Origin of the sequence: Paenibacillus pabuli NBRC 13638 (assembly GCF_001514495.1) — a bacterium.
In the GTDB taxonomy this organism is placed as follows: domain Bacteria; phylum Bacillota; class Bacilli; order Paenibacillales; family Paenibacillaceae; genus Paenibacillus; species Paenibacillus pabuli.
Genome location: NZ_BCNM01000001.1, coordinates 586,705 through 608,632, shown reverse-complemented (window position 1 = coordinate 608,632; position 21,928 = coordinate 586,705). Strand labels below are relative to the sequence as shown.

Annotated in this window: 17 protein-coding genes; 2 read left to right on the top strand and 15 right to left on the bottom strand. The window is 44.8% G+C overall.

What is annotated here, in order from left to right:
- Nucleotides 1–18: 18 nt before the first annotated feature.
- The 7 genes from PPA03S_RS02180 to PPA03S_RS02150 all read right to left on the bottom strand — a co-directional run bounded on the left by PPA03S_RS02180 (nucleotide 19) and on the right by PPA03S_RS02150 (nucleotide 5,408).
- Entirely contained in the window at nucleotides 19–585 is a 567-nt protein-coding gene (locus PPA03S_RS02180) for a sugar O-acetyltransferase (protein ID WP_062319338.1), read from the bottom strand.
- Between the two features lie 80 nt (nucleotides 586–665).
- The gene (gene paiA, locus PPA03S_RS02175; protein WP_411835329.1) at nucleotides 666–1,169 is read right to left on the bottom strand and encodes a spermidine/spermine N(1)-acetyltransferase; all 504 of its coding nucleotides are present in this window, start codon (nucleotides 1,167–1,169) and stop codon (nucleotides 666–668) included.
- Between the two features lie 229 nt (nucleotides 1,170–1,398).
- The gene (locus tag PPA03S_RS02170; protein WP_062319334.1) at nucleotides 1,399–2,271 is read right to left on the bottom strand and encodes a YitT family protein; all 873 of its coding nucleotides are present in this window, start codon (nucleotides 2,269–2,271) and stop codon (nucleotides 1,399–1,401) included.
- Between the two features lie 155 nt (nucleotides 2,272–2,426).
- Nucleotides 2,427–2,615, bottom strand: a complete 189-nt coding sequence (locus PPA03S_RS02165) for a hypothetical protein (RefSeq protein ID WP_062319333.1) — start codon at nucleotides 2,613–2,615, stop codon at nucleotides 2,427–2,429.
- 24 nt (nucleotides 2,616–2,639) lie between these two features.
- A complete protein-coding gene (gene tlp, locus PPA03S_RS02160) occupies nucleotides 2,640–2,867 on the bottom strand; it encodes a small acid-soluble spore protein Tlp (RefSeq protein ID WP_062319331.1) in 228 nt (75 codons plus the stop codon).
- Nucleotides 2,868–3,040: 173 nt separating this feature from the next.
- Complete coding sequence (gene nspC / locus PPA03S_RS02155; RefSeq protein ID WP_062319329.1) at nucleotides 3,041–4,168, bottom strand: carboxynorspermidine decarboxylase; 1,128 nt, start codon at nucleotides 4,166–4,168, stop codon at nucleotides 3,041–3,043.
- A gap of 1 nt (nucleotide 4,169) precedes the next feature.
- On the bottom strand, nucleotides 4,170–5,408 hold the full coding sequence (locus PPA03S_RS02150) for a saccharopine dehydrogenase family protein (protein ID WP_062319327.1): 1,239 nt from the start codon (nucleotides 5,406–5,408) through the stop codon (nucleotides 4,170–4,172).
- Nucleotides 5,409–6,326: 918 nt separating this feature from the next.
- Here PPA03S_RS02150 and xynC point away from each other — a divergent pair.
- Nucleotides 6,327–7,598, top strand: coding sequence for a glucuronoarabinoxylan endo-1,4-beta-xylanase XynC (gene xynC, locus PPA03S_RS02145; protein ID WP_245683487.1), 1,272 nt, complete (start codon nucleotides 6,327–6,329; stop codon nucleotides 7,596–7,598).
- Between the two features lie 242 nt (nucleotides 7,599–7,840).
- Here the strand turns inward: xynC and PPA03S_RS02140 are convergent, their stop codons facing one another.
- The 5 genes from PPA03S_RS02140 to PPA03S_RS02120 form a co-directional block, all read right to left on the bottom strand.
- Nucleotides 7,841–10,345 (bottom strand): FAD-dependent oxidoreductase, encoded by a 2,505-nt coding sequence (locus PPA03S_RS02140; protein WP_062319324.1) that lies wholly within the window; start codon nucleotides 10,343–10,345, stop codon nucleotides 7,841–7,843.
- Nucleotides 10,342–10,662, bottom strand: a complete 321-nt coding sequence (locus PPA03S_RS02135) for an ArsR/SmtB family transcription factor (protein WP_062319323.1) — start codon at nucleotides 10,660–10,662, stop codon at nucleotides 10,342–10,344. Before PPA03S_RS02135 ends, PPA03S_RS02140 begins: the two co-directional genes overlap by 4 nt.
- 264 nt (nucleotides 10,663–10,926) lie before the next feature.
- Nucleotides 10,927–11,697 carry an alpha/beta hydrolase gene (locus PPA03S_RS02130; RefSeq protein ID WP_062319321.1) on the bottom strand — a complete coding sequence of 257 codons (771 nt, stop codon included), beginning with the start codon at nucleotides 11,695–11,697 and terminating at the stop codon, nucleotides 10,927–10,929.
- Between the two features lie 53 nt (nucleotides 11,698–11,750).
- Nucleotides 11,751–12,965, bottom strand: a complete 1,215-nt coding sequence (locus PPA03S_RS02125) for an SGNH/GDSL hydrolase family protein (RefSeq protein ID WP_062319319.1) — start codon at nucleotides 12,963–12,965, stop codon at nucleotides 11,751–11,753.
- Between the two features lie 193 nt (nucleotides 12,966–13,158).
- The gene (locus PPA03S_RS02120; protein ID WP_062319317.1) at nucleotides 13,159–15,405 is read right to left on the bottom strand and encodes a glycoside hydrolase family 95 protein; all 2,247 of its coding nucleotides are present in this window, start codon (nucleotides 15,403–15,405) and stop codon (nucleotides 13,159–13,161) included.
- A gap of 482 nt (nucleotides 15,406–15,887) precedes the next feature.
- Here PPA03S_RS02120 and PPA03S_RS02115 point away from each other — a divergent pair, with 482 nt between their 5' ends.
- Entirely contained in the window at nucleotides 15,888–17,030 is a 1,143-nt protein-coding gene (locus PPA03S_RS02115; protein ID WP_062319314.1) for a family 8 glycosyl hydrolase, read from the top strand.
- Nucleotides 17,031–17,382: 352 nt separating this feature from the next.
- Here PPA03S_RS02115 and PPA03S_RS02110 read toward each other — a convergent pair whose 3' ends face one another.
- From PPA03S_RS02110 to PPA03S_RS02100, 3 genes are all read right to left on the bottom strand, one after another.
- Entirely contained in the window at nucleotides 17,383–19,227 is a 1,845-nt protein-coding gene (locus PPA03S_RS02110; protein WP_245683500.1) for a beta-L-arabinofuranosidase domain-containing protein, read from the bottom strand.
- A gap of 72 nt (nucleotides 19,228–19,299) precedes the next feature.
- Complete coding sequence (locus PPA03S_RS02105) at nucleotides 19,300–20,937, bottom strand: ABC transporter substrate-binding protein (RefSeq protein ID WP_062319310.1); 1,638 nt, start codon at nucleotides 20,935–20,937, stop codon at nucleotides 19,300–19,302.
- 34 nt (nucleotides 20,938–20,971) lie between these two features.
- Nucleotides 20,972–21,901 (bottom strand): carbohydrate ABC transporter permease, encoded by a 930-nt coding sequence (locus PPA03S_RS02100; protein ID WP_062319308.1) that lies wholly within the window; start codon nucleotides 21,899–21,901, stop codon nucleotides 20,972–20,974.
- Nucleotides 21,902–21,928: the final 27 nt, after the last annotated feature.

The window sequence follows — 21,928 nt, the reverse complement described above, 5'->3', positions numbered from 1 at the left end:
GGCTTTTGTTTTAACTTGTTATTCTTCAATTGTTTTGATCACTTTTGCAGGTATACCAGCCACGATGGTATTGGCAGGTACGTCTTTTGTCACCACTGCCCCTGCCGATATAATGGAATTTTCACCGACGGTTACACCTGGCATGATGGTTGCCGCAATGCCAATCCAGACCCCATTTTTGATGACGATGGGGGTTGAAACGGTGGATCTCCTTTGGGAGGGCGCAATAGGATGATTAATCGTCACGAGATTGACTTTGGGAGCAATCAAAACATGATCTTCAATAATTATGCCACCACGATCCATGAACGTACAACCTTGGTTGATAAATACGTTTTTACCCACTCGGATATTTTGACCATAATCTGTATAAAACGGTGGCAACAACTCAAACGTTTCATCAACCATTGCTCCTGTCAATTGGCTGAACAGGTCTCTAACCTGGTTTGTGCTATGATACCCCGTATTCAATTCTGCAATCAGCTTTTGTGCACGTTCAATAGCTTCACCAATTTTATAAAACTCAGGGTCATTAATAGAAATCACTTCACCTGAACGGTCTCTTTCAAAAATGTCCTTACTCATGATCTTATTCCCCCCTTCAATAATGTTCTTCAGACTAAAACATGTTATTACCGTACTACCTCGATTCAACTCTAGGTCAACTACAATTTTTTGACCATAATGAAATCCGTTTGTTCTTCATCCCCCATATAAAACGAGTGTTCACCCGTTTGAATAAATCCCATTCTCCTGTAAAAGGCAATGGCATTATCATTTTTTTCCCAGACTCCAAGCCAAATGGTATTCTTATGATGTTCCATGGCAATCTCTATAGCTTGATTAAGCAAATATTTACCTAGCCCATGTTTTTGAAAGCTGGTTTTTATATAAATTCTTTCAATCTCAAGTGAGTCTTCACCCATTTTTTCGGACTGGGCCTCATTTATATTTACTTTTAAATATCCAGCGAGATCTTCATTGAAATAGATAAAATAGATTTCTGAATGGGTATTGGATAATTCCCTCTCCAACTGTTTAGTGTTAAATGCTTTTTCCAAATAAGCTTTCATGTTTTCAGGAGAATTCTGTGCTTGAAATGTATCTTTGAATGTTTCAATACTGATTTCCTGAAGCATTTCTAAATCTTTAAGACTGCATCGTACCATTCTTACATTCACGGGGTATCTCTCCTTTAATGATGTCTCTGGACTACTTATCATACTTTGTGATAAGAAAACACCATACTCTTTTTGTTGTAAATACAACAAAATTCTACATTAAATCTAACCTATAATTGTATAGTTTGCAACATAAATTAAGTAGTTATCTTTTACTAAGATTCAACAAAAAATACGCTGACGAGAGAATCCCTCTGCCAACGCATTATTTTAGTGATTAATGGATATCTTTCTTTTTGAAATTCCCGCCCTTAACTTCGGCTACATCATAGACTACAATAAACGCATTGGGGTCAATTTCATGAATAATATCCTTGATCTTGCTTTCTTCCATACGGTTGATTACACAAGTAATTTCTTTGAATTGTTCATTGGAGTAACCGCCGTATGCATCGGTGTACGTTGCTCCACGACCCAAACGGTCACGAATGGTTTCGACCATAATTTCAGGTTGATTTGTGATGATTTTAAACGTTTTGGAGCCGCTCAATCCTTCTTCAACAATATGAATTACTTTGGAAGCGATGTAATATGCAAGTGCCGACAGAATAGCCCCCTGCAGACCAAATACGGTCGAAACAACAATAAAAACAAACATGTTCAAAAATAAGATCAGATCACTGGTTCCAAATGGTAATTTGCGCGAAAGCAGGACCGCCAACATATCGATTCCATCCAATGCCCCGCCATTGCGCAATGCCAAACCCATACCAAAACCGATGATAATCCCGCCCACAACGGTAATTAACAATGTATCTCCTTGTATAATCGTTGGTACATGGTGCATAAGGCTTGTACCAACCGCTAGCGAGGCAATACCGATAATGGAATAAATCGCAAAGCTTTTACCTATTTGTTTATAGCCTAACCAGACAAATGGAATGTTGATTACACCAATCAGCATCCCTAACGGTAAACCAAACAGTTTTGAACCAACGATGCTCAGACCTGTTACACCACCATCTGAGACATTGTTGGGAATTAATACGGCTTCAAGACCATATGAAGTTATAAAAGCCCCAATCATAATCAATAACACTTTCGAGATGATTTTCAGTTTGTTTGATTTTTGCGTGTTCCTTTGATTCATTCCTTTTCCCCCTTGGACATTTAACCGATAGGAAATAGTCTATAATAATTGTCACTACGTTTGCAAATGAATCGTCATTAGTTTTAAGCAAAACAAATAAGCCGATCCAGAAAAGGATCAGCTTATTCATATAGCCTTATTTTAGTTGTTTGGGATCAAGCACGTTTGTTCTCGACAGATTTCATACGGTTTTGATCATCAGGTACGCGGTCATGACTGAATTCCTGACCTGCTTCTACCTCACCTGGGCCGGATACAGCACGTGAAAAATGGGTGAACTGCCTTTTTTGCTCATCCAGCTCGTGTTTTTGCTTAAGAAGCTCCTGTGGATCTTGGTCTGTCATATGTTAACCTCCAAGAAATCATATTTATGAGTTTTGCTGGTGTTTGGATTCATCTTGAATTTCTTCTCTGAATCCGGAAATGCTATGTTTACGGCGTTCGTTTTTTTCCTCGATTTGAGCTTTTTGCTGTCCTGGAATTTCATCTCCGAATTCCTCGAGATAATCCTTGGCTTCCCGGTAATTTTCAATCGTGTTTTGAACAGCGTTTTGCAAGTGCTCTACGTTATCCTTACGGTTATCCGGTTTGTTCATATCTGTCACCTCCCATAAATGGAATCATGCTATTTATACGCACTACTGAAGTTTTCCATAAGAGCGTGTTACTTATGCATGAAATTCAAAATACAATCATGCTTTGCTTGCCCACTTCTCTGCAGCACAAAGAACCGGATTCTGGTATCGAATCCGGTTCTATATTTAATCGTTTAGGCCAATCTCATTTTGAAATCCTGATAGCCGAACTCACGAACTACTTCGCAATCGCCGTCTTTCCTTTTCACCGCAATAGCTGGCAACGGCATGCCGTTGAACGTATTCGTTTTGACCATGGAATAAATCGCCATGTCCTCAAATACTAACCTGTCACCCGTCTTCAATGGTTGGTCAAACGAATAATCGCCGATCACATCCCCTGAAAGGCAGGTTTGCCCGCCAAGACGGTACAGGTGGTCTTTCTCCCCTGCTTCTCCTGAACCGATAAGTGGTGGACGGTAAGGCATCTCAAGTACGTCTGGCATATGGCAAGTGGCCGAGGTATCCAGAATGGCAATATCCATTCCATTCTTATGGAAATCCAGTACGGAAGTTACCAGGAACCCTGCGTTCAGCGCAACAGCCTCGCCAGGCTCCAGATATACTTCCAGACCATACTTTTCCTGCATCCGTTTGATGCAAGCTTCCAGTCTTGGAATGTCGTAATCTTCGCGTGTGATATGGTGTCCGCCGCCGAAGTTGATCCATTCCATTTGAGGCAGCCATTGTCCAAACTTCTCTTCTACTGCATTCAATGTCGTTTCCAGATCATCGGAATTTTGTTGGCACAATGTATGGAAATGCAGTCCGGATACACCTTCGAGCAGCTCCGCCCGGAAGTCTTCGTGCTTGGCACCGAACCTTGAACCAGGAGAACATGGATCGTAAATCTCATGACCCTCCTGAGTCGAGCATTCAGGATTAATACGGAGACCCACTTTACGGCCAGCCTGAAGCGCCTTGCCCTTGAATTTCTCCAGTTGGGAGAATGAATTGAAGATAATATGATCACATATCGAGATAATTTCATCGATCTCATCTTCGCGATAAGCCGGGGCAAAAACATGATTTTCCTTGCCCATCTCCTCATGGCCCAGACGGGCTTCATACAGCCCGCTCGCCGTTGCACCGCTCAGGTATTCTCCAATGAGCGGATACATCGTGGTCATGGAAAATGCTTTCTGAGCCAGCACGATTTTGGCTCCTGTACGCTGCATGACACCGTTCAGGATTTTGAGATTTTTCTCGATAAGTCCCTCGTCAACAACAAAGCATGGCGTCGGTAATTGCTCAAAGCGCATCTTAACGAACGAGCTCCGATTCCTTAACTTCTTCCGGCAGTTCGTCAACGAGTACTGGGTTGAAATCTTCAACCCATGGGAGACCCCATTTGTTCAACTCTTCCATGAATGGATCTGGATTGAACTCTTCCACGTTGTATACACCTGGTTTGTTCCATTTGCCAGTCATCACCATTGCTGCACCAATCATAGCCGGAACGCCAGTGGTGTAAGAAATCGCTTGGGAACCAACTTCTTTGTAGCATTCTTGGTGATCGCAAATGTTGTACACGTAGTACGTTTTGTCTTGGCCGTCTTTTTTGCCTTTGAAGATGCAACCAATATTCGTTTTGCCTACAGTCCGTGGTCCCAGAGATGCCGGGTCTGGCAGTACCGCCTTCAGGAATTGCAGTGGAATGATCTGTTTGCCTTCAAATTCGATAGGCTCGATCGAAGTCATGCCCACATTTTCAAGTGCTTTCAGATGTGTAAGGTAGCTTTGGCCAAATGTCATGAAGAAACGAATGCGTTTCAGACCAGGCATGTTTTTGGCCAGGGACTCCAGCTCTTCATGATATAGCAGATACATGTCTTTTTCGCCAACTTCCTTGAAGTCATAGACACGTTTAATTTCCATCGGTTTCGTTTCGATCCATTCGCCATTTTCCCAATATCTTCCGTTAGCCGAAACTTCACGGATATTGATTTCAGGGTTGAAATTGGTTGCAAACGGATAGCCGTGGTCGCCGCCGTTGCAGTCCAGAATATCAATATATTCAATTTCGTCAAAATAGTGTTTCAAGGCATACGCAGAGAATACGCCAGTTACTCCTGGGTCAAATCCACTGCCGAGCAGTGCAGTAATACCCGCTTTTTCGAAACGCTCTTTGTAATCCCATTGCCAGCTGTATTCGAATTTCGCTGTATCTTCAGGCTCATAGTTCGCGGTATCCATGTAATTGGTTTTAGTTGCGAGGCAAGCATCCATGATTGTCAGGTCTTGGTAAGGCAATGCCAGGTTCATGACAATATCCGGTTTAACTTCGTTGATGAGGGCGATCAGTTCGTCAACGTTATCAGCATCTACTTGAGCTGTCGTAATTTTTGTTTTGCCGCCGTCCAGTTTGGCTTTGAGATCGTCACATTTGGATTTCGTACGACTTGCAATGCAAATTTCCTCAAATACTTCGCTATTTTGAACGCATTTATGAACCGCTACTGAAGCAACGCCACCGGCGCCAATGATTAGTGCTTTTCCCATTTTCCATTCTCCTAACCCAATATGAATTTTTTTAAAATTAATTTTTATTTTTTTCTCATTTTTCAACTTTCGCCCATTCTGAACCAACAAAAAAAGCAAGGTGAAAAATGCCACAATCTCGCATCATCACACTTGCTTGTCGATATACATCATTAAAAAGACGCAAAGTCCCCATAACTAAAAAAGTTCAAAAGAACCCCTCTAGAGGAAAGCTTCTTCATGTATATCAATATCAGATCAGAGTCTATTTAGCAAATAATTCGCCTTTACCACTCTTATTGACCGTTTCACAAGTTGATGTGCTGATGCACTGGTTGTAAAGTAACCAACTTATAAAATTTGAGCTTTTAACTCAATCAATAAGGCAACATAAGTTGCCAATCGGCGTTTGACCCGGCTGTCCGTATGGCCTTAACTTCCTTGGTAGGAGTGGTCAAAAATTATCTGCTGGAAAGACCTGATTTATGTTGATATATCTGCTTTCCAAAATCACAGGTCTTACAATATCAGATACTTCAAAAAAAATCAAGCAATCATAAAAAAAATATTATTCCTTTCCTTTGTTCACTCCGGATATTTGACTGTAACATCTTCTATGAATCTTTCTGTGCATGACTTTGGAAGCCCCCTCTATCGAAAGAAATCCCCTTAGTGTCACTGAAAATCCAACCAATCACCCAAGGAGATTACTATATAAAAAAGTCTTTTGCCTACACAAATAACTGAAATTTATCCGGTTTAAATCTCATGTATTTTTTAATAGAATTAAATTCATAAAAATACAGAAAATTATAAATCATGCGAAATTTCCTTCCGGGCATGAAAGGAGGTGATTAAAAGCAAGTCAATGTCCAAAACAAGCACATTATTTCATTTGCTTGTCCGATTGATAAAATTCAATTCAAGAGGAGGATGTACGTGTTAATATTCAAATTGAAGAAGTCGATCCACATTCTATTGGCCTGTCTTACTGCCCTGCCGCTGATGTTGACGCCGATCCAAGCCTCGGCAGCAAGCGATGTTACGGTAAACTTATCCTCTGAAAAACAGCTAATCAAGGGTTTTGGAGGAATTAATCATCCCAACTGGATCGGTGATTTGACGCCCTCACAAAGAGATACAGCTTTTGGTAATGGACAAAACCAGCTAGGATTTTCCATCCTACGCATTTATATTGATGATAACAAGAACAATTGGTATAAAGAAATACCCACGGCAAAACGAGCTGTTGAACAAGGAGCTATCGTCTTTGCCTCGCCATGGAATCCTCCCAGTGATATGGTTGAAACATTCAATCGCAATGGAGACACGGCGGCTAAGCGACTTAAATACGATAAATACGCTGCGTATGCCCAGCACCTGAACGACTTTGTTTCTTACATGAAATCCAACGGAGTTAACCTCTACGCAATCTCCGTACAAAATGAACCGGATTATGCGCATGATTGGACGTGGTGGACGCCTCAGGAGATGCTTCGATTCATGAAAGATTATGCCGGCTCCATTACCGATACGAAAGTCATGGCGCCCGAATCCTTCTCTTACCTGAAAGAAATGTCAGACCCCATACTGAATGATCCACAAGCGCTAGCCAATATGGACATTCTGGGTGCCCATACGTATGGTACGCAATTCAGTAATTTCCCTTACCCCCTTTTTAAACAAAAAGGTGCTGGAAAGGAACTTTGGATGTCAGAGGTATATTACCCCAATAGTAATGCAAATTCGGCAGATCATTGGCCAGAAGCGCTGGATGTCTCCTATCACATCCATCACGCAATGGTGGAGGCAGACTTCCAGGCATATGTATGGTGGTATATCCGTAGACAATACGGTCCCATGAAAGAGGATGGCACCATTAGCAAACGGGGATATAATATGGCCCATTTCTCCAAGTTTGTTCGACCAGGCTTTGTCAGAGTGGATGCGACGAAAAATCCGGATACTCAAACGTTTATCTCTGCATATAAAGGAGACAACAAAGTAGTAATCGTAGCAATCAACCGGGGAACTTCCGCTGTAAACCAGAAGTTTGTATTGCAGAACGGAAACGCGTCAAACGTATCATCCTGGGTTACAGACAGCACAAGAAATCTGGCAGCCGGTTCATTGATTATCATGACAGGCAATACGTTTACTGCCCAACTTCCTTCTCAAAGTGTTACCACATTCGTAGCACAGTTAAATTAAGGAAGGATATGGTACCTGGATAACATCTAGAAAGGAATACAATTTCATATTAAATTGTAACCGCATACAAAGACAAACCTATGAGATCACCTTCATTGGAAGTGGCTTCTAACTTTTGTCCGTTTTTTATAGTCTTTTCGCCTACCCGAAAATTGCCAAGATGTTGGGCAACTTGTATAGAGAAAGGACAGGCGCTGAGCCTGTCCTTTGATGTGTTAAGTGTGCAATACCGTGCACTATCTTTATATAAAGAGGTTATGATTTGCATAATCTGCTTGTCCCAAATAATACCCTACGCCACCAATCTTAACCTGGTCCATTAATTCCTGGTGTTGAATGCCCATTAAATCCATTGACATTTGGCAGGCAACCATTTCAACCCCCTGCTCTGCTGCACTTTGAATAAGCTCCTCCAGAGAAGAGATATTGTTATTCCCCATAATTCCGCGGATTACTTTAGGGCCAATCCCAAACATATTCATTTTGGACATGCCAAGCTTACGGCTGCTGCGTGGCAGCATGGTATCAAACATACGGCCCATAATCGTTTTGGATACCGCTTGCCTTTGATGTTTTCGAATAATGTTCAAACCCCAAAATGTAAAAAACATGGTTACTTTGCGTCCGCTTGCAGCTGCACCATTGGCTATAATGAAGGAAGCAATTGCTTTGTCTAAATCCCCGCTAAAGACAACCATAGTGCTCGCAGGTTCAGCATGAACAGTCTCTGCAGCTGAGACCCTCGTGTTTGCTGAATTTTTGGACATCACAGCTTCAATCGTTCCATCCTTTCCTCGCACTAGTTGGTGCAAAGAGGAACCCGACATCGTTGCCCAAGCTTTCACATCTTCATAAAATCCCGGATCGGAAGCTGTCACACGTAATGTCTGTCCTTCCGTCAATTGATCCATGTTTTTTTTGACTTGCATTAATGGACCTGGACAACTTAAACCGCGCACATCCAATTCCTTCTCGACTTGAAGCGATTCCCCGGACGCTAATAGTTCTGAAGAGCTCCTTTTTAGCTCAGGTTTCTGATCATTGTGTCCCGAACCGCCTCTGTCTTCGTGCTTCATGGCTTGTACTGGCGTTGGTCGGAATTGCGCTTGACGGTATGTTTTATAACCCCCACTTAAATTTTTGACATTGTAGCCATGCTGACGCAAAATTTGCGAAGCAGTATACCCGCGCAGACCGACTTGGCAGTAAACCCAAATTTCTTTGGAAGGGTATAATTCATCTAGTCTTTGACGAAGTTCATCCACCGGAATGGATATTGAATCAGGGATGTGTCCATTTTGGTGTTCCAGATCACTTCGCACGTCCAACAATATTGACTGCTCCGGTTTACGTAACGATAGCTGATCATAAGTGAACACATGCACACGACCGGAAGTGATATTATCAGCTGCATAACCAGCCATATTTACCGGGTCTTTGGCAGAGGAATAAGGCGGTGCATAACTCAGCTCAAGCTCTGTCAGATCACTAATATGTCCTCCGAAATGAATGGCTACGGCAATGTCATCAATCCGTTTGTCCACACCGTCATAACCGACGGCTTGAGCACCCAAAATTTTACCTGCCGGTGTAAATAACAGTTTAAGCGTAATCGCACTGGAGCCCGGATAATACGAAGCATGAGAGCTAGGATGTACGATCACTGTCTGATATTCAATACCGAGGCGCTTTAATGTTCTTTCATTACTGCCGGTTGCAGCGCCAGTCATTCCAAACACTTTAATAATGGATGTCCCTTGTGTTCCTTTATAAGTTGAATGTAGTCCGGCAATCCGGTCTGCAACGATTCGCCCCTGTTTATTGGCGGGTCCTGCGAGTGGAATGGCGGTCTTTGTTCCATGAATGTAATCCATCACTTCAATTGCATCACCAACAGCATAGATATGCGGGAGACTGGTCTCTAACGCTTCGTTAACGACAATATGCCCCCGTTCGCCTAACAAGATGCCGCTACTTTTCAGAAAGGCAGTATCAGGAGTCACCCCAATGGCGAGAATCACCAAATCGGCGGAAAGAACCTCGCCACTGGCAAGTTCAACCCCTATCCCCTTCTCTACCGTATGGAAGCCCCGAACACGCTGTGAAAACAGCAGATTCACGCCTTGTTGCTCCATCTCCTGTGCCAATCCTGCTGCAAGTTCGGCATCAAAAGGTGTTAATAGTTGTTCATTACCTTCAATAAGCGTTACATCCAATCCAGCCTCTTTTAAATTTTCTGCCATCTCTACGCCAATAAATCCTCCACCTATAACAATCGAAGATATGTTGTTAGCTGAATTCATTTGTTTCTTGATGCGATCAATATCAGGTACGCTGCGAACTGTATAAATAAGCGGGTGCTCTATCCCCGGCAAATGGGGAATAACCGGGCGTGCGCCAGGTGATAAAATTAATTCGTCATAGCTTTCTTCGTATTCACCCCGCTCATCGTTATGGACCTGAACGGTTTGATTCTGCGGATTGATAGCCATGATTTCGCTCATTGTACGCACATCAATTCGAAAACGGTCAGCCATGCCTTTAGGAGTCTGTACGAGAAGACGATCGCGGTCAGCGATCGCACCTCCAATATAATAGGGTAAGCCGCAATTGGCAAAAGAGATATAAGGTCCTTTCTCAAATATTATAATTTCGGCATGTTCGTCCAGACGGCGCAGACGTGCTGCGGCAGATGCACCACCGGCTACTCCTCCGACAATCAGTATTTTTTTGCTTTTTTTGCTCATGATTCACACTTTTCCTCTCCAAATAAAATAGGTACAATCTGTTCAATCCGTTGGTCAGCCAGTACATAATTCACTTCAAGGCCATTGCGTTCGGTCGCTACAATACCTGCACTGCGCAGCTTCTGCAAATGCTGGGAGACGGTGGATTGCGGAAGACCAAGGCACTCCTGCATATATGAAACATTACATTTCTTTTTACGCATCAACCCACGAACAATGCACAAACGAATGGGGTGAGATAAAGCTTTCAGCAGATTAGCCGGTTCATCAAACTGTTTTAGATCTTCACTGTCAAATGCCGAAGTACTCAAACTCATTCCTCCTAAATCAATATATTACAATATTACGATATAGTGATATCATTGTCAAACTCATGTTGAATTATTTCTATAGAAAAGAAAAACCGCCAGCTTGTGCTAGCGGAGATCTACATCGAATAATTAACTAAGAACGTTTCAGTACCTTTCAACCTGTCCCATTCAAAACATTCTATTCATTTTCATTTACGAGTTTACATAATAATAATTGTGTTGTGTTGATTTCGAGTTCCATTGCAATCCACTTGTGAGAATTCACTTATATCATCCTTGAAAAAGCAGTTGAGAAAACTGATACAGTCCGCTTTTCCATACAGGCCAATCATGCCCTCCATTTTCCTCACGCCAGATATGCGGAACGTTCTGTTCAGTCAGATAAGCGTGCATATGATCACTGATATGCTTGAGATTATCCTCATCTCCACAGGACAGCCATAGCTTTCTTACCTGTGCAGCAGTTTCATCCGGATTCGGCACGAGCAATCCCGGATCCAGCGTATTTGGAGCAGCAGAAAAGGCGCCAATCCATGCGAACTGTTCAAGATGATTCAATCCGATGTTCAGGGACTGGCCTCCGCCCATGGATAAACCTGCGATGGCCCGGTTTTCCCGCCCTGTTCGTGTCGGGTAGTTCGATTCAACAAAAGGGACTAAATCGTCAAGCAGATCCCGCTCGAAACGTTCAAATGCTAGTATTTTTTCAGGATCAAACAGATCCCCTTCGGCCCTGTCATTTGGCATTGCTCGACCATTGGGAAAAACGACAATCATCGGCTCAAGCTTGTTATCGTCATACATATTATCAAGAATGATCTGGGGAGCAGCATGGTTATACCATTCCGCTTCGTCTCCACCAATTCCATGCAAAAGATAAAGAACATTATACGTATTCGCCGAAGAAAAACCGGGAGGGGTGTACACCATCGCTTTTCGCGAATTCCCAACCGTTGCTGAGGGGTATTCTACCGCCTGAATGATCCCCCTCGGTATGTTCTCCCTATATTGATCAAAGCCTTCCGGTGCTGCTGCTACCATCCTAAACTCTCCTCCCCCAACATTTGCATCTTCTGTTCTGATCGTTCCGCCCTTTAATTGACATAGCCGAAACCCAGAATGGTAAACCATTTCTCTTCATGACCTTCAGCCATCTCAATCTCGATGGTATGTTCTCTGGCATCCTTCTCATCAAAGAGGAGCATGGCATGACAGTGTGTCCAGTTAATTTGCCTTGGATCGGCTTTTCTTACCAGCTTACCATCCACGCTTATGTTGGCTATCCCGAACTCGTCACTTCCAGAATCCTTGAAGATCAGAATGAGGCGTTTGCTACGCAAGATCATCTTAAAGCGGCCACCTCCCTCCTCGTGCTTTCCTTTGTACATCCAGTTATTAGGGAAATGAGGCGTTCCGCAGGGGTCATCATCCATCTCTGCCATTTGCAGATCCGTATCCGTTCTCCCAAATCCTCCCGCATCAATGCGGGCGATACGGTCTCCATTCAGTCGATCCAGCAGCTTCACATCCATAAAATCATTCCCGATTAGCGGCGGTTTATCTATTGTGTGAATCGATCTGTCCAGCTCAGATTGATTTGTTATATTGAACAACCAGCTCAGACAATCAGCCATAATGTAGTGCCCGGCATTGCTTGGATGATAGATGTCGTGGAAGAATTGCTCTTTGGAAATGACGCCTCCTTCCTCTGGTGTATGCTGGAACTGCTCCACTACAGCATCCTTCATACTAACCATCGGGAGGTTATAATGCCAACCTACAGGCGCCAGCCGATCCTGCAAATTCCAGTCGTTTTCAAACACACTGAACAGCAGAATGACAGCAGGATCATTGTCAGCCCCAAGAGCTTTGAGCACAAGACTCTCATAACATACTCCCTGGGTCTCATCATCGGCGTCGTTCACCGCGAACTCCACAATCACGATGTCTGGCAGGACTGTTCCTTCTCTAAGAACATCCCGATGATAACGGATGACCCCAAGCTCGGAAGGTGTACCTCCTAGGCCGGCTTTAATCAAACGAAGTGGACTGTCACTAGTTGGAGCGAACATTTTCTTGAAAAGTTGAAAGGACTGGTAGGCATAACAATTCATATGAATCGGTTCAGCCCCTGCCCCATGAGTAATAGAGCCACCGATGTATGCAATGGTTACAGGCTCACCCCGTTTTGTTTTCTCGATAGCCCTCTTCAATCTGGCATTATGGCCTTTATTCAACAGCGATTTTGAAATCAGATTACGATAAGCATGTGATTCCAGGTCCAAAAAAGGCTCACTGGTGCCTTGCATTGAAAAACATCCTTTCCCCGATAAATATAAGAGTCACGTTGTATACTCATGTGGAATTTTATATGGCTAGTCAAAGTGTAACGCTGACAGTTGAAGTCAACAACCTGACAAATGCTATGTCATTACCCGACAAAGTATAGTTATATATCATCTGATCATTGGTCTCGTGACAACAGGTTGAACGGAATTTGTTTTAAGCAAACGTATACGATTGTCCAGGTTCTGTATTGAAGGAAACATAAGCAAGCCCAGGGCCTTCCAACTGACAAAGTCCAGCAGTGGTACTTTTTACGGTGACTTCAGTCACTTTGCCCATCCTCCAGGAGAAGTCAAGGGTGTAGCCGCCTCGGGCCCTGAGCCCTGCAACACTCCCGTCAGACCAGCTGGAAGGTAAGGCAGGCAGAAGCCGGATCACGTCGGTGTGACTCTGCATTAATATCTCGGCAATTCCCGATGATCCACCAAAGTTACCGTCAATCTGAAACGGTGGATGATTGTCAAACAGATTGGGCAACGTGGAGTGCTCCAAGAGAGACCTGACATTTTCATAAGCCTTCTGCCCATCCTGAAGCCTTGCCCAGAAGTGAATGATCCAGGCCCGGCTCCAGCCCGTGTGTCCCCCGCCATTGTCCAGCCTGCGTTCCAGCGTGGTACGAGCAGCCTTCGCGAGTTCCGGCGTATGTTCTGGAGTGAACAGTTCTCCAGGGTACAGCCCGAACAGATGCGAGATATGGCGGTGTCCCGGTTCCACTTCTTCATAATCCTCCATCCATTCCTGAATTTGCCCGAGTTTGCCGATTTGCGGCTTCGGGATTCGTTCCAGGGCAGCTGCTAGTTCTTTCCTAAATGAATGGTCTCTGCCGATCAATTCGGCGCTGCGGATGCAAGCCGTAAACAGAGCTTCTATGATCTGAAAATCCATCGATGCACCTGTGCAAAGCACCCCCGTCTCGCCACTTGGCAGCTTGTAGCTGTTCTCTGGAGAGACGGATGGACAGGTAATCAGGCGCCCCTCAGCATCCTCGATCAGATAGTCCAGGAGAAATTGGGCAGATTCCTTCATGGTTTCATAAGCCTGTTCCAAAAATAGGCGATCCTGACTATAGCGATAATGCTCCCATAGATGCAAACATAACCAAGCAGCACCCATCGGCCAAAAGGAAGCTGGAAGGTAGGTATCCTGAGGCGCTGTGTCCGCCCATATGTCCGTATTGTGATGCGCCGTAAAACCTCGGCAATTATACATAACCCGGGCCGTAATTCGACCCGGCTCCCGCATTCTCTCAATCAGATCGAACAATGGCTCGTGACACTCGGAAAGATTACAGTTTTCGGCCAGCCAGTAATTCATTTGTGCGTTAATATTAATGGTGAATTTACTGTCCCATGGCGGTGTAAAACTGTCATTCCATATGCCTTGAAGATTGGCAGGCAAAGACCCTGGCCGGCTGGAGGAAATGAGTAAATAGCGGCCAAACTGAAAATAGGTTTCAATCAACCCAGGATCATCTGCTCCCTTTTGGAACTGTTCTAATCGCTCATCCGTCGGAAGATCATTGCGATTAGACCTTTTGGTCAGATTCAATGCAACCCTGTTGTACAGTTCACCATAATCTGATGTATGCCGTGCAAGCAGCGTATCATAAGGAGTCTGGCTAAGTTCTTCCACGTGAAGTTTACTGTGTAATTCCGGATCTTCCTGGCGGAAAGTCGTTCCTGCTGCAAGTATCAGCGTGACCGAGCTTGCGTTCTCCACCAACAGGTACTCGCCAAGGAGCCGACAGGCACCTTCATTTGGTATCGCTTTCATAACAGCAGCAAAGGAATTACCGTCTTTACCGCCGCATTCACCAAGCATAATGAGTCCGCTCTGCTCCCACTTCTTGGTTTTCTCCAAATACCTCCAATTTTGTCGATTAAATCGGGCTTTCATCGATACTGCATTTTTCTGATCTGCAGAAATTCGTAAGATGATCGCTTGATCGGGATGGCTGGCAAACAATTCACGTGTATAACGGATTTTATTGATTCGGTAGCTCACTCTGGAGACACCTCGGTCCAAATCAAGCTCCCTGACATAGTCCTCGACAGGACCCTCAGGATGGCCGAATGATAACTGCAGTTCGCCAAGTGGCAGGTAATGTCGCTGCGCTTCCGGAAGCCCTGCCATCGTCATGGACGCAAGCTCTTCAGCCTCGCGAAGTTTTCCTTCCGTAATTAACTTGCGGATATGCGGCAGATTAGGCAGTGCATCTTCGTTATTACGATCACGGGGCCCTCCATACCACATCGAGTCCTCGTTCAACTGCAAGCGTTCCTCAGTTACCCCTCCAAATATCATTGCACCGAGACGACCATTGCCGATTGGCAAAGCCTCGTTCCACACCTTCGCAGGTTTGCTGTACCATAATCGATGATCTCTTTGAATCGATTCTTTCATAGTGTACCTCCAATATATTCGACGAAATTTGTAAGAGTTTGATCTAATTTTAACATCCAAATGAGGAAAGAAAATGACGTATTCCAGCAGATCAGTACTCTTTCATGACCTGTATATAAGTCAACTAATGAGTATTTACACTGGTACTCCGATGACAGAACAACCTTCCGATCGCTGTTATCCCCAGATTTCTTTGATTCCTTTTCGAAAAGGGCAAATCCGGGGATAAAGGCGCACGCTCCGCTTCTTCAGGTTATTTCTGTCCTCTCCGTTATTGTGTAAATGTTTAGTTGAACATATATAGATCCAACAGGTAAGATTAAATTTATTTCGATATGACACCACTAGATTATTACGCATATTTTTCTTCAGGCCAATCGTTCAGGCGGATATACTATAATTTTTCGGGATAAGGCTTTAATTTGATCACTGACTCTCGTGCTATAATTTACAGAGTACGATCGACTAAGGAGGAGAAGAATTTGTCACACATATTTGAAGGCGCTTACAAAACTTCTGAATACAGAAATCTGTTTTTGGAAAATGGCTGCACCGACGAAGAGATTGAAGCGAGAATTGAGGATACTTGGACCGAATTGTTCTACGGCGACCCCAATACGCGAATATATTACCCCATGGGCGAAGACAAAGGATATCTCCTGGATACCGGCAATCTCGATGTTCGCTCGGAAGGCATGTCCTATGGCATGATGATGGCTGTGCAAATGGACAAAAAAGAAGAATTCGATCGACTCTGGAATTTCTCCAAAACATTTATGCAGCATACTGATGGCCGATATAAGGACTATTTTGCATGGCACTGCAAACCTGACGGAACGCGGATCTCGCAGGGTCCTGCTCCAGACGGGGAAGAATTTTTTGCCATGGCCCTCTTCTTTGCCTCCAACCGATGGGGGGATGGACCCGCGCCATACGATTATGCAGAGCAAGCGAGAAAAATACTGCACGCCTGTGTGCACCAAGGTGAAAACGGCGAGGGTGATCCGATGTGGGACCCCGAAACCAAATTAATCAAATTTATACCGGAATCACCGTTTAGTGATCCTTCCTATCATCTGCCTCATTTCTACGAACTGTTCGCAGAATATGCAAATAAGGGTGATCAAGCCTTCTGGAGAGAGGCTGCGGCAGAAAGCCGGTCTTATCTGCACAAAGCATGTCACCCGGTAACCGGACTTTCGCCTGAGTATGCCCTTTTTGACGGAACACCCGCACCGCCTCAGCCTCATGGAGATTTTGGACATTTCTACAGTGATGCTTACCGGGTTGCGGCCAACATAGCCCTTGATTGGGAATGGTTCGGCAAGGATCGTTGGCAAGTAGAGCAGTCTAATCGGATACAGGCATTTTTCAGTGACATTGAGGTATCCGATTATCGTCGTTACACGATCGAGGGTGAACCTTTCGACGAACCATCGCTGCATCCCGTTGGACTTCTCGCAACCAATGCCATGGCTTCTCTGGCCGCGGACGGTCCACATGCCAGCCAGTTTGTGCAGCAGTTTTGGAACACCCCACTCCGCCAGGGTGAGCGCCGATACTATGACAACTGTCTGTACTTCTTCAGTTTGCTGGCTTTGAGTGGCAATTATCGCATCTATTAATATGTGGTAAGCAAGGGGGAGTTCATGTTCATTTTATTTGGGAATTACAGAAACCGGATGAGCAAAATGTAAACAGGCCAAAGGTGTAAGGGATTTCAGCTTGCAAACATTACCGAGGGCAGTGGTTATATTGAATTGCAATGAAAAAGACGGGAATGTAGGAATGCAACTGGCGATAATACCAGATTTCCCCTTTCAATGACATCTCCTTTCTACGCTTTGCAGCTTCTGCATACAATTCATTTGGCTAGTGGCAAATACATCATTAAAATGGTCCCGGTTCGCATAACTGCCTGCGAATCGGGACCATTTTTAATTAGAAATTTATGCAGCCTGTCAATCTTGTGTTTCATCAAGAGAACGCTGTGCTTTCCCTATGAACGTTGGTCGTATCTTCCTTATATGCCGCAATGCCCACTTGGGCCACCGAGAAGCGCTGGTCCGCAGCCGGTTTATCCCCCCAATTGACATAGACCGAATATGTTTCCTCTTCAATACGGAACAGTGGCTTGAATTCCACTGGTTGCCCTTCTTGATCCTCTATGGCGAATGCCAGTTTTTGCTGGGGCAGTCTGCTCATTCTCTCAATAATATGATGCTCTGATATGCCACTTGGCAGTATGGCCTGACCCAATTGTGCGAGCAGGATAGTACCATACATCACGGCTGCCACGCTATTTGAGCCTTGGAGCGGAACCAAATGCAAAGATACTTCTATTTCAATATCAAGAGTATCTCCGTCATGGAATTCGCGTTGAATGACGATGTACCCATTTTCTTTTTGAACATCTAACGCAACAGAGTTGATTTTAATCGACTTGACAGCCTTTTCCTTCAAAAGCAATGCAAATGTCGCAGGTTGGGCCATCTCAAACTGAAGGGTTGATGTAGGTCTGTCGGGAAAATCTGTATACTGCCTAATTCGAGCTTGATGTTCATCCCACACAACTGTTGAAGAGATGAATGCATTCAGCAGCAGCGTGTTTTCACTTCTGAACCAGATGTTCCTTTGCAGCTCGCTCATAGCTTCCACTCCGCTCGCGGTGCAACACCAGAAATCGTTGTAGGGAGAGCTAAACCTTTTGGATGCCCCACTTCCCATTGGCTGATGGTATTGTGAAAGTCCTGTTTTACAGCTTGCACTGTTCAAAATAGCATTGTATTTTAACTGCTCCAAATGGTCCAAATACTCAACCTTCCCAGTTAACCCCACCAGTCTTTCCAATATTCGCTCTGTATTATGCGCACAGCAACTCTCGCTTTCACCGCCTGTCAATGCATCCTCGAGCCTTTCGTATCCTCCCCAATGCTCCGATTTTTCGGAGACACCGCCTTCGATATAAGCAGTGGCCTTCGAACTGCTGTTACCGTTCGCAAACGTCCTACCTTGCACAAAGTCGTAAAAATACAACACTGCTGTTTTATATTTTTCCTCGTTGGTAATTTCATGCCGATGCAAGGCTGAGATAACCATCGGTAGATGAGCGTTGGCATGTAGGTTTTCAAGCACATCCTGACCGTCTGCCAGAGGAGCTAAAAAGTAATCCCTGTCGAACAGGCTCGCCAGTTCAAGCAATTCGGGATCGTCCGTAAGCTCATATAGCGAGTACAACGCGTCTCCCATGCCTCCAAATTCATTCATCGGATTCACCCTGGTACAACGCAGGATACCGTCAATCTTCCAGAAGGAAAGCTTCGTGAACCGGCCATGAATATAATGTGCCAGGTTCACAGCAAGCTTCAATGCCTTTTGATTACAGAGGTACACATGAGAATCGATAAGTCCCTGCATAATTTTGTGCAGTGTATAATAAGGTGCCCACACCTTTCGGTTTTCCTCGGTTTCCAGCCGATCCAGCTCTTCCTCTCCGAATGCGCTTAAATATCCGTTTGGCTTGGTACATGATTCAAGGATGTTCACGATCTCGTTAGCTTTAACTTTAAGTGACTGATCCTGATCAGCAAAGGCAAACTTGGCGCAAGCAGACAGGAAATGTCCCACAAAGTGTCCTCTCAGGGCACAATCCTCAGCTTCCCAGCCTCCCAACGGCTCGGCATAAGAAGCCGCCCCGGCATTAAGTCTGAATGTGTGCATAAGCCGGTTAATATCAAATGAAGTCATGTATGATTTGACGAGTTGCCTTCGGGAGGCGAAGTCATCATCCTTCAACTCCACCTCATTCAGGCCAAAGTTCACAAACAATACCGGATACCTCCTGTCCACTAAAGATACATGAGTAGGACACAACTAAAATCAGGTCTGTTTTTCTTACTTGGAAATGGATGAAGAATCATATGAGGACTGCATTATTTCCAGGTAACGTTTGATGTTCAGGCCCTCCAGCCCTTTCACGTACTCATCCCAATCCTTATCCAGACTCTTCGCCCCAGTAATGAATTGCAGGGCATTCTGGTCGATATAATCCTTGAGATTCGTCTGCATCATGCTTGTTTCATCGGCGTTTGCCGGGTCCACCCACAGTGCCCAATGCGGAAAAATTTTATCAGGTTCTTTGCCTTCCATCAACAATGTTGCCTCATAAAGTCGGCGCTCACCTCCGTCACTTGCGTAAATGTCCTTGCCCTGAACTTCGGAATCACGGTATGCCCTGTGATGATTGTACTGACTGAGCGCACCCCAGCTGTCATTGCGCGGCTCCGCTCCTGTTGGGAGCGGAATTGCTTTGTAGAGTGGCTGCACCTGTTCATTCAGAGCCACTTCACCCTCTTGCGGCTTGCGCCAGCTTGTGCCCTCCTCACCCAGATAGGCGTTCATGGCACCTTCCTCTGTGTAGAGATAATCCAGCATTTTTATGGCTGTAATCTGCGTTTCTTCGCTTGCTTTGTTGGTCAGTACAAAAGAAGCACCTGGGTCAATCGGATAGTTATAAGTCGCATAATTGGCATGCGGCCCTTTCAACGGAGGGATCGGATTATAATCTTTCCCATAAGGAGAGTCCTCGGCAGTGTTAACAAAAAGAGACGGATGCATCGCCGCACCTGCGCCAAGAAGCTGCGCTTCAGCGTTATCTCCTATCTTTTTGAAGGCCCCGACATTCTGCGTGAAAGCACCCGGGTCAATCAAACCTTCATCGTACAGCGACTTGATATAGGCAAGTCCTTCCTTCCACTCCGGTTTGCTCGCAGCCGTCTCAACCCGGCCATCCTTTACAATGAGATAGGTTCTGTCATCGTCGTAGATGAACCCGTTCATCAAGTACGGAATGATGTGCACTCCAAAATTTTCAATGGATCCGCTAAGCGGGACTTCATCCGCTTTACCGTTGCCGTTCGGGTCCTTTGTTTTGAATGCTTTCAGCACTTCCTTAAATTCCTCTGTCGTTGTGGGCTCGGATAAGCCGAGCTGCTTCAGCCACTTGGTATTCATCCACATCTTGTTCGGATAGGAACAGTGGAAACATTCATTCAAGCCCGTCAGACCGTAAATATTGCCGTCGGGCGCAGTATTCATTGCTTTATAGTACTCACTGCTGTCCAGTACCTTTTTGATATTCGGCGCATATTGGTCAATCAGATCATTGAGCGGTACAATGACACCTTGCTGGCCAAATTTCAACAGGTCTGTTTGAGAAAAACGGTCCACCCATGGAATGAGCAAATACAGGTCAGGGTAGTCACCCGAAGCCAGTGAAATCTGTCTTTTTTCAGCTGCACCGTCAAAAGGAACAGTCGTCCAGTTGATCTTAATATTGAACTTCTCTTCCATTTTTTTCGTAAACTTGTTCGTTTGAAGGTTGGTATCCGAGCTTTGATGAGCGAACACGTTAATGGACGCGTTGTCACCGGATGAAGCCCCCTCTCCCTTTTCCCCGCTGGATGAACACCCTGCCAGTGCCAGTGACAGAAGCAGTATACAAGCAAGTACGAATGATCCTGTTTTTCTCAAATAGACCCTCTCCCTTATGAATGATTGTCGTGAACTAGCCCTTGACGGAGCCAATCAACATGCCCTGAACGAAATATCGCTGCACAAATGGATAAATGACGAGTACAGGCAAGCTGGCCATCACAATTAGAGAATACTTCATCAACTCGGCCATCTGCTGCTGTTTCACCATCTCTCCTGCATCGATATTTCCCGTGCTGTTGCTCAGAATCAGAATGCTGCGGAGAATCAATTGTAGCGGATAGAGCGATTGCGTTTTTAAATAGATTAAGGCATCGAAATATGCGTTCCACTGTCCAACGGCATACATCAGCGACAGAACAGCAATGATGGGTTTGGCCAGAGGCAGAATGACGCTGAAAATGAAACGGATATCGCTGCATCCGTCAATATCAGCTGCCTCGGACAGCTCTTCCGGGATTGAATTCTGAAAAAAGGTGCGTGCGATGATGACTTGCCACACCCAAATGGCATTTGGGATCAATAGCGCCCAGCGAGTATCGATCAGTCCCATGGATTTGACCACGAGATACGTTGGGATCAATCCGCCGGAGAAAAGCATGGTGAACGTAATGAACATCATGAGAGGACTGCGCCCAACAAAGGTTTTTTTGGAAAGTGGATAAGCAATCATAATGGTCAATGCTACACTAATCAGTGTTCCGATCACGGTATAAAATAACGAATTACCGTAACCCATGATAACCTGAGCATTTCGCAAAACCGATTTATAGCCGTCCAGTGTCAAATCAATGGGCCACAGCCAGACTTTTCCGGAGGAAACCGCTGCCGGACTGCTCAAAGAAGAGCTTACGATATAGATTAACGGATAAAGTACAGCAATCAAGACCACCGTCAGAACAATGTAGATGATAGCCATAAACATACGATCTGCAAAAGATTCTCTGATCGTACTCCTCTGATGAACCGCCGAACGGTTGGCTTGGGATAACAGCTTGCTCATCGTATGAACCTCCTTCCTTTTGCCGCA

Excerpts from the sequence above, each read along its gene's own strand:
- PPA03S_RS02180 (WP_062319338.1), bottom strand. The coding sequence starts at position 585 with ATGAGTAAGGACATTTTTGAAAGAGACCGTTCAGGTGAAGTGATTTCT.
- paiA (WP_411835329.1), bottom strand. The coding sequence starts at position 1,169 with ATGGTACGATGCAGTCTTAAAGATTTAGAAATGCTTCAGGAAATCAGT.
- PPA03S_RS02170 (WP_062319334.1), bottom strand. The coding sequence starts at position 2,271 with ATGAATCAAAGGAACACGCAAAAATCAAACAAACTGAAAATCATCTCG.
- PPA03S_RS02165 (WP_062319333.1), bottom strand. The coding sequence starts at position 2,615 with ATGACAGACCAAGATCCACAGGAGCTTCTTAAGCAAAAACACGAGCTG.
- tlp (WP_062319331.1), bottom strand. The coding sequence starts at position 2,867 with ATGAACAAACCGGATAACCGTAAGGATAACGTAGAGCACTTGCAAAAC.
- nspC (WP_062319329.1), bottom strand. The coding sequence starts at position 4,168 with ATGCGCTTTGAGCAATTACCGACGCCATGCTTTGTTGTTGACGAGGGA.
- PPA03S_RS02150 (WP_062319327.1), bottom strand. The coding sequence starts at position 5,408 with ATGGGAAAAGCACTAATCATTGGCGCCGGTGGCGTTGCTTCAGTAGCG.
- PPA03S_RS02140 (WP_062319324.1), bottom strand. The coding sequence starts at position 10,345 with ATGAGCAAAAAAAGCAAAAAAATACTGATTGTCGGAGGAGTAGCCGGT.
- PPA03S_RS02135 (WP_062319323.1), bottom strand. The coding sequence starts at position 10,662 with ATGAGTTTGAGTACTTCGGCATTTGACAGTGAAGATCTAAAACAGTTT.
- PPA03S_RS02130 (WP_062319321.1), bottom strand. The coding sequence starts at position 11,697 with ATGGTAGCAGCAGCACCGGAAGGCTTTGATCAATATAGGGAGAACATA.
- PPA03S_RS02125 (WP_062319319.1), bottom strand. The coding sequence starts at position 12,965 with ATGCAAGGCACCAGTGAGCCTTTTTTGGACCTGGAATCACATGCTTAT.
- PPA03S_RS02120 (WP_062319317.1), bottom strand. The coding sequence starts at position 15,405 with ATGAAAGAATCGATTCAAAGAGATCATCGATTATGGTACAGCAAACCT.
- PPA03S_RS02100 (WP_062319308.1), bottom strand. The coding sequence starts at position 21,901 with ATGAGCAAGCTGTTATCCCAAGCCAACCGTTCGGCGGTTCATCAGAGG.